The 7,457-nt window shown below is 69.8% G+C and carries 7 protein-coding genes; 5 read left to right on the plus strand and 2 right to left on the minus strand.

The features are described from left to right. Window positions 1-141: 141 nt before the first annotated feature. Window positions 142-903, minus strand: a complete 762-nt coding sequence (locus CCR97_RS25850; protein WP_111358359.1) for an IclR family transcriptional regulator domain-containing protein — start codon at window positions 901-903, stop codon at window positions 142-144. 150 nt (window positions 904-1,053) lie between these two features. Here CCR97_RS25850 and CCR97_RS25855 point away from each other — a divergent pair, with 150 nt between their 5' ends. The 4 genes from CCR97_RS25855 to CCR97_RS25870 all read left to right on the plus strand — a co-directional run bounded on the left by CCR97_RS25855 (window position 1,054) and on the right by CCR97_RS25870 (window position 4,541). Further along, complete coding sequence (locus tag CCR97_RS25855; protein WP_111358360.1) at window positions 1,054-1,530, plus strand: MaoC family dehydratase; 477 nt, start codon at window positions 1,054-1,056, stop codon at window positions 1,528-1,530. 7 nt (window positions 1,531-1,537) lie between these two features. Then, on the plus strand, window positions 1,538-2,005 hold the full coding sequence (locus CCR97_RS25860; protein ID WP_111358361.1) for a MaoC family dehydratase: 468 nt from the start codon (window positions 1,538-1,540) through the stop codon (window positions 2,003-2,005). 231 nt (window positions 2,006-2,236) lie between these two features. Beyond that, window positions 2,237-3,214 carry a tripartite tricarboxylate transporter substrate binding protein gene (locus CCR97_RS25865; RefSeq protein WP_111358362.1) on the plus strand — a complete coding sequence of 326 codons (978 nt, stop codon included), beginning with the start codon at window positions 2,237-2,239 and terminating at the stop codon, window positions 3,212-3,214. A gap of 100 nt (window positions 3,215-3,314) precedes the next feature. Then, window positions 3,315-4,541, plus strand: coding sequence for a CaiB/BaiF CoA transferase family protein (locus CCR97_RS25870; RefSeq protein ID WP_111359149.1), 1,227 nt, complete (start codon window positions 3,315-3,317; stop codon window positions 4,539-4,541). Between the two features lie 221 nt (window positions 4,542-4,762). On the opposite strand, the gene CCR97_RS25875 is transcribed toward CCR97_RS25870, so the two are convergent. After that, window positions 4,763-5,551 carry a M15 family metallopeptidase gene (locus tag CCR97_RS25875; protein WP_111359150.1) on the minus strand — a complete coding sequence of 263 codons (789 nt, stop codon included), beginning with the start codon at window positions 5,549-5,551 and terminating at the stop codon, window positions 4,763-4,765. A gap of 364 nt (window positions 5,552-5,915) precedes the next feature. Between CCR97_RS25875 and CCR97_RS25880 the strand changes: the two genes are divergently transcribed. Further along, window positions 5,916-7,199, plus strand: coding sequence for a lytic murein transglycosylase (locus tag CCR97_RS25880; RefSeq protein WP_420826104.1), 1,284 nt, complete (start codon window positions 5,916-5,918; stop codon window positions 7,197-7,199). Window positions 7,200-7,457: the final 258 nt, after the last annotated feature.

Consider the following 7,457-nt stretch of genomic DNA (forward strand, 5'->3'; position numbering starts at 1 on the left):
GTCCTGTGGGGGAGGGTACGGCGGACGCGCGTGTTCGCGAGGCCTGAACGCGGGCCGGACCGGCGGCGAGGACGTCCCCCACATAGGCTAGTGGATCGGCGCTCCGCAAGCCGCAAGGCGGCGCGGACCGGCATGCCCCCGTCACATTGCCGCGCGGATGCGGGCCGCGGTCTGGCGCAGCGGTGCGAGGAACTCGGCGCGGGCGCGCGCCTCGTCGAACGTGCCGGTCGGCAGGCTCACATTCGCCGCGGCGACGACCGTGCCGTCGCCGTCGCGCACCGGCACGGCGAGGCCGCAGATCGACTCGTCGAGCTCGGCGTCCACCCAGGCGGTTCCGGTCTCGCGGACCGTGCCGACGGCGGCGCGCAGCGCGTCCGGGTCCGTGATGGTCGCGTGGGTGAGGCGGCGCAGCGGCGCGCTCGCCAGATAGGCGTCGAGCGTCGCGGCCGGGGCGGCGGCGAGCAGCACCCGGCCCATCGATACCGCATGGGCCGGCAGGCGGCTGCCGAGCGTCGGGCTGGCGCGCAGGATCCGATAGGTCGGGACCCGCACCACATAGACGATCTCGTGCCCGTCCAGCACCGACATGGCGCAGCTCTGGCCGATCTCGGCCGACAGCTCCTCCAGCGCGAGCTGGGCCTGCCGCCAGAACGGCAGCGCGTAGAGATAGGACAGGCCGAGCGTCATCACCTTCGGGGTGAGCCAGAAGCGCTTGCCGTCTTGGCCCGTGTAGCCGAGCTCCGTGAGCGTCAGGGCGAAGCGCTTGACGACGCTGCGCGGCAGGTCGCAGGCGGCGGCGATCTCGGCGAGCGTCTGGCGCGGCGCGCCCTGGCCGAGCACCTCGATGATCCGCAGGCCGCGGGCGAGCGCCCGGACGAAGCTCTCGCTCTCCACCGTCGCCATGAACGCCGACTCCCGCCTTGACAGCGGCCGCCCGCCGCCGCAAGGTTCGCTTGGTGATCATAAAAGTTCGCCTGGCGGTCATTGTTAGCGTGTCGCGCACGACGATGCAAGCCCCGGGTCGACGAACGAACGAGGGAGCCGAGGAGAGGCATGCAATCCGTGAGCGCCGTGGCGGTGGACTTTTGGAAAGACGATAAAGCGCGAAAAATGTGGGACGACATCGTCCCCGGGGCACCGCGCAAGACCGTGCCCTATGTGCTGACCAAGGAGGCGATCCAAAAGTACTGCCGGTCGGTCGGCGACCTGCACCCGCTCTACATGGACGAGGACTACGCCAAGGCGTCGCCCCATGGCGGGCTGATCGCGCCGCCCTCGATCCACATCCTCCTGATGTTCGCCTGCACGCCGATGGACGACTGGATGCGCAGCCCCGGCACCGTCAATGCCGGCCAGTCGTGGAGCTACAACGTTCCGGCGCGGCCCGGCGACACCATCCGGATGGACGCCCGCGCGCTCGACAAGTTCATCCGCAAGGATCGCCTGTTCGTCATCCACGACAACGTGTTCTTCAACCAGAACGACGACGTGATCTGCTCCGGCCGCGGCTGGACGATCCGGCCGATGTGAGGACGCGATGACCGAGACCTCCACGATCCGGCCGGAGAGCCGCAGCTTCGAGACGTTGGCGATCGGCGACACCATCACGGGCTCGCCGTTCCACCCGACCCGCGAAACCATCCGGGACTTCTGCGACGCCTCGCTCGACTACAATCCGCTGCACTGGGACGACGAGTACATGAAGGGCAGCTTCGGCAAGACCCAGTTCGGCGGCATCATCATGCACGGGATGACGAACTTCGGTCTGCTGTCCAGGATGCTGACCGACTGGCTCTATCCGATGGGCGGCGTGCACCGCCGTCTGGAGACGCGCTGGAAGGCGCCCGTGAAGCCCGGCGACACGATCGTGCCGACCGGCACCGTGACGGCCAAGAAGGAGACGGCGAAGAGCCGCTGGGCCGTGATCGAGGTCGTGATCAGGAACCAGCACGGCGCGACCATCGCGCAAGGCGAGGCGACGGCGGAGTTCCCGCTAGCGCGGTGAGAAGGCGGCCAGGGCGTCGTTCGGTCGTGATTCATCGGAGCCTCCGCTCGTCCCCGCGAAGGCGGGGACCCAGGGGCGACACGGCAATCGGCCCCTGGATCCCCGCTTTCGCGGGGATGAACGGAATGTGGAACGACGTCGGCGAAAGCCGCTCAAAGACAGACGGTGGCGCCGGCCCGTGAGGCCGGCGACCGCAACGACAAGAAACAAGAACGTATCGGGAGAGACGCCATGAGAAGCCTATTCGCCGCCGCGCTCGCGGCCCTGCTGAGCGTCGCGCCGGGCGCCGCCACGCCCGCCGCGGCGCAAGGCTGGCCGACCCAGACAGTAAAAATCATCGTGCCGTTCCCGGCCGGCGGCACCACCGACATTCTCGCTCGTCTGCTCGCCGATCAGCTCTCGGCGAAGTGGGGCCAGACCGTCGTGGTCGACAATCGCGGCGGCGCGAGCGGCACGGTCGGCTCCGAGCAGCTCGTGAAGTCGCCGCCCGACGGCTATACGCTGATGGTCACGGCGACCCATCACGTGATCAATCCGTCGCTGTTCAAGCAGCTCCGCTACGACTCGCGCGCCGACTTCACGCCGCTCGCGCTCGTCGCCGTGGTGCCGAACGTGCTGGTGGTGCATCCGTCGGTGCCGGCCAAGACCGTGCCGGAGCTCGTCGCGCTCGCCAAGGCGCAGCCCGGCAAGCTCAACTTCGGCTCGGCCGGCACGGGCGGCGCCAATCATCTCTCGGGCGAGCTGTTCGCCTTCCAGACCGGCATCAAGATCACGCACGTGCCCTACAAGGGCGCGGCGCCGGCCCTGAACGATCTTCTCGGCGGGCACATCCCGATGATGTTCGATTCGCTGCCCGGCGTGGTGAGCCACATCCAGGCCGGCAACCTGCGGGCGCTCGGCGTGACCAGCCGCACGCGCGCCGCCGCCGCCCCCGACATCCCGACTCTCGACGAGGCCGGCGTGAAGGGCTTCGAGGCGACCGCCTGGTTCGGCCTCTACGGCCCGGCCGGCATGCCGCCGGCCGTGGTGACCAAGATCTCGACGGACGTGCGCGAGGTGTTGCACGCGCCCGCCGCCCAGGCCAAGTTGGCCGAGCTCGGCGCCGAGCCCGGAAACCTGTCGCAGCCCGCCTTCGCCACCTTCGTCACCGACGAGATGGAGAAGTGGCAGGGCGTCGTCACCAAGGCCGACATCCGCGCCACGCAATGATCCGCCGCGAGCGGTGACGCGTCGCGAGCGATGCGTCACCGCTCCGTCCGGTCGCGGGCCCGACGGCCCCGCGCCTCATCGTCTCGGAAGTCTGCGTCTCATGACCACGGCTCTTTCTCACATCCGGGTGCTCGACCTCTCGCGCGTGCTCGCCGGTCCCTGGTGCACCCAGAATCTCGCCGATCTCGGCGCCGACGTGATCAAGGTCGAGCGGCCCGGCACGGGCGACGACACCCGCGCCTGGGGGCCGCCCTTCGTGGCGGACGCCGACGGCGGGCCGAGCGGCGACTCGACCTATTACGCCGCCGCCAATCGCGGCAAGCGGTCGATCGCGATCGACATCGCGCGGCCCGAGGGGCAGGCGCTGGTGCGCGCGCTCGCGGCGGAAAGCGACGTGGTGATCGAGAACTTCAAGGTCGGCGATCTCGCCCGTTACGAACTCGACTATGCGAGCCTCGCGCCGACGAATCCGGGGCTCGTCTACTGCTCGATCACGGGCTACGGCCAGGACGGCCCCTCGGCCCACAAGCCCGGCTACGACTTCGTCTTCCAGGCGCAGGGCGGGCTGATGAGCATCACGGGCGAGCGCGACGACCTGCCCGGCGGCGGACCCCAGAAGGTCGGCATCGCCATCGCCGACGTGCTCACCGGCATGTATGCGACGATCGCCATCCTGGCGGCGCTGAATCATCGCAGCGTGTCGGGGCGCGGCCAGTACATCGACATGGCGCTGCTCGACTGCATCGTGGCGCTCGGCGGCAACCAGGTCACCGGCTTCTTCGCCTCCGGCAAGGTGCCGCATCGCTACGGCAACGCGCATGCGAGCCTCGTCCCCTATGGCTCGTTCGCGACTGCCGACGGCCACGTGGTGATCGCGGTCGGCAACGACGCGCAATGGCGGCGCTGCTGCGACGTGCTGGGCCGCGCCGATCTCGCGGCCGATCCGCGCTGGAGCACCATGTCGGGCCGCATCGTCGGCCGCGACGTGCTGATCCCCGACCTCGCCGCGACGCTGAAGACGAGGACCACGGCCGAGTGGGTCGCGGCGCTGGAGGCGCAGGGCGTGCCGTGCGGCGCCATCAACGACTACGCCCAGGTGTTCGAGGAGCCGCAGGTGAAGCATCGCGGGCTGCGCATCGACCTGCCGCGTGACGACGGCAGCGCGGTCGCCACCATCGCGTCGCCGCTGCGCCTTGCCGGCACGCCGCCCCGCTACGATCGCGCCCCGCCGCGCCTCGGCCAGCACACCGACGAAATCCTCCGCGCCGTGCTGGGCACGAGCGACGAGGAGATCGCGATGCTCCGCGCGGCCGGCGTGGTGGGGTGAGGTGGGTGTCGAGTCTCGGCTGCGTGCCCCGGACAAGACGTATCAGGCCACAGGCCTGATACGTCGCAGATCCGGGGCCCAGGGGCGGCACGGCAAGCGTCCCGGCAATTCCTCATGTTGTCGCCCTGGGTCCCGGGTCACGGCGCGTTGCGCCGCGCCCGGGACACGAGGCACCGCTAAGTCGCAGTTTCAGTTCGCCTCATCGGGCGAGGACATCGATATCACTTCGCCCCGGATCTGATCAGCTCCGGCCGGTACTCGAAGTGCATCGTGTCGTAGTGATACCACTTGCCGCCCCAGACGAAACCGTGGCGCTCGAACACGTCGACGATCTCCTGCGGCATGCGGTTCTTGTAGGGGATCGGGTCGGTCTTCTTGGTCCAGAGCCAGTAGTCGGAGACCTCGAGGTTGAGGTCGATGGCCGCGCCGTAACCGTGCATGCTCATCTTGCCGGTGTCGGCGACCGGCCGGCAGGCGAGCACGCCGGCGATCGGGAAGGCGGCCTTGCGGATCGCCGGCGGCAGCGTCTCGATCTCGTCCGACACGGCCTTCAGCTTGTCGGCGATGCCGTTGACGCTGGTGACGGAAACCTTCTTGCCCCAGCTCTTCGGCAGCCAGACGATCGGCACCATGCGGGCCTGCACCTCGCCCTTGGTGCAGTCGCCGTACATCTTCTTGAAGAAGGCCTCGTTCCTGAACCGGCCCGGATCGTCGTTCAGGGCGGGGGGCGCGGCGAGCCGGCCGGTGCGGTAGGGCGGCGTCATCTGATCGAGGATCGACGGGTTCGTCAGACGCTCCCGGAATGGCTTGTCGGGTCGGCCGTCCGACACCGCCATGACGGTGCCGTCGCGCCAGGTGAGCTTTTCTCCGTCGTGACGCGCGAGCGCATCCGGATAGGCGGCGACGAGGGCGTCGAGCAGCTCGCTCGGCGAGGCGGCCGGGGCGGCCTGCAGGGCGGCGAGCGTGAACAGCAGCGAGACGAATCCGGAACGGGGAAGGGATCGAAGCATCGGGCGTCCTCCTGACGGCGACGCGGGGCGATGCGATTATGGTAAACGAACTCCTGACGCGCCGCACGCGCGGCGCTGCAACGAAGTCTTAACCGGCCACGCTCCGTTTCCGATTCGTGTCGCCGGACCGGAGCGGGAACGTTCGCGACGACGCGACGGAAGCGCCCGGGCCGCAGCGTCCGGCGGCGCGTAATCCTTTGTTAATCGCCCCCGCTCCGTTTCCGATTCGTCCGGCTTCGCGGATTGTTCTTTTCGCGCCGTCGGCCCGTGCCGTCGCGATCGTCGCGGCTCTCCAAATTAAAACCTTGTTTACCGGCCTCTCTCCGTTTCCGATTCGTCTCTCTCGCGGAACCTGGAGAACCCGATGACCCTGCTGTCCGCCGCCAGGCGCTCGCTCGCGGCGATGCTCCCGGTCGTGATGCTGGCCGTCGCCACGCTGGCCGGCGGCGTGCCGGTGCTGGCGCCGAAGCCAGCGGCCGCGGCCGATGCGGACTTCCAGAAATGGCTGCAGTCGCTGTGGCCGGACGCGCAGGCGCTCGGCGTCTCGCGCCCCGTCTTCGACCAGGCGATCCGCGGCCTCGAGCCCGACCTCTCGCTGCCCGATCTGGTGATCCCGGGCCGGGCCGAGGCGCCGCCGCGCGGCCAGGCCGAGTTCGTCCAGACGCCGGCCGAGTATCTGCGCGACAAGAACCTCGCCAACCTCGCCGCCACGGGCCGCAAGCTCTACGGCGAGCATCGCGCGACGCTGGCCGGCATCGAGAAGCGCTTCGGCGTGCCGGCCTCGGTGGTGCTGGCGATCTGGGGGCGCGAGACCGCGTTCGGCTCCTACAAGCTGCCGCACGACGCGCTGCGGGTGCTGGCGACGCAGGGCTATTACGGCCGCCGCAAGGACATGTTCCGCACCGAGCTGCTCTACGCCATGAAGATGCTGCAGGACGGCACGCCGCGCGCCGACATGCGGGCGTCGTGGGGCGGCGCCATGGGCCTCACCCAGTTCCTGCCGTCCGAGCTCTACAAGCACGGCGTCGACTTCGACAATGACGGCCGCCGCGACATCTTCCGCTCGGTCCCCGACGCGCTCGCCTCGGCGGCCCAGCAGCTCCACGCCAAGGGCTGGCAGCCCGGCAAGCACTGGGCCTACGAGGTGACGCCGCCGGCGCGCGGCTTCGACTGCACGATCGCCGATCCGGAGAACCTCAAGCCGCTGCGCGAGTGGCTCGCCGCCGGCTATGCGCCGGCGGGCGGCAAGCGCCCGGCCGCCGCCGATCTCGACGAGCCGGCCTCGTTGCTGCAGCCGGCCGGCACCCACGGGCCGTCGTTCCTGATCATGAAGAACTACTACGTGATCAAGGACTACAATTTCTCGGATCTGTACGTGCTGTTCGTCGGCAACGTCTCCGATCGCATCGCCGGCGGCGGGCCGTTCGCGCGCACCTGGGACCCGGTCGTGCAGCTGCGCACCAAGGATCTGGAGGAGATGCAGAAGCGCCTCGCCGCGCTCGGGCTCTACCGCGACAAGATCGACGGCAAGGCGGGGATGCGCACGCGCCTCGCGCTCGGCGCCTACGAGAAGCAGAACGGCCTGCCGCTCGACTGCTGGCCGGATGCCAGCGTGCTCGACCACATGCGGGCGCGGGCGGGACGCTGAGGCGCGCGGCCGGGCCGCAGCGGAAGCGATCTCCTGAAACGAAAACGGCCGGCGTGATCGCCAGCCGTCTCGAAGCCTCGTGCGGATGCGGGTGCCTCAGGGGCAGAACCAGCGCGGCCGCGAATAGCCGGCGAACTCGCCGTAGGGGCCGTAGAGGGGCCGGCGCGCCCAGTAGCCGCCCGGGCAGGCGACCGGCATCGGGCCCGCATAGGCCGGGTAGGGCGCGTAGCCGGAAACCGGCGCATAGCCCGCATAGGG

The organism is Rhodoplanes elegans (assembly GCF_016653355.1).
Taxonomy (GTDB): domain Bacteria; phylum Pseudomonadota; class Alphaproteobacteria; order Rhizobiales; family Xanthobacteraceae; genus Rhodoplanes; species Rhodoplanes elegans.

What these genes read in the sequence shown, in the direction of transcription:
- CCR97_RS25850 (WP_111358359.1), bottom strand. Translation starts at nt 903, where the DNA reads ATGGCGACGGTGGAGAGCGAGAGCTTCGTCCGGGCGCTCGCCCGCGGC.
- CCR97_RS25855 (WP_111358360.1), top strand. Translation starts at nt 1,054, where the DNA reads ATGCAATCCGTGAGCGCCGTGGCGGTGGACTTTTGGAAAGACGATAAA.
- CCR97_RS25860 (WP_111358361.1), top strand. Translation starts at nt 1,538, where the DNA reads ATGACCGAGACCTCCACGATCCGGCCGGAGAGCCGCAGCTTCGAGACG.
- CCR97_RS25865 (WP_111358362.1), top strand. Translation starts at nt 2,237, where the DNA reads ATGAGAAGCCTATTCGCCGCCGCGCTCGCGGCCCTGCTGAGCGTCGCG.
- CCR97_RS25870 (WP_111359149.1), top strand. Translation starts at nt 3,315, where the DNA reads ATGACCACGGCTCTTTCTCACATCCGGGTGCTCGACCTCTCGCGCGTG.
- CCR97_RS25875 (WP_111359150.1), bottom strand. Translation starts at nt 5,551, where the DNA reads ATGCTTCGATCCCTTCCCCGTTCCGGATTCGTCTCGCTGCTGTTCACG.
- CCR97_RS25880 (WP_420826104.1), top strand. Translation starts at nt 5,916, where the DNA reads ATGACCCTGCTGTCCGCCGCCAGGCGCTCGCTCGCGGCGATGCTCCCG.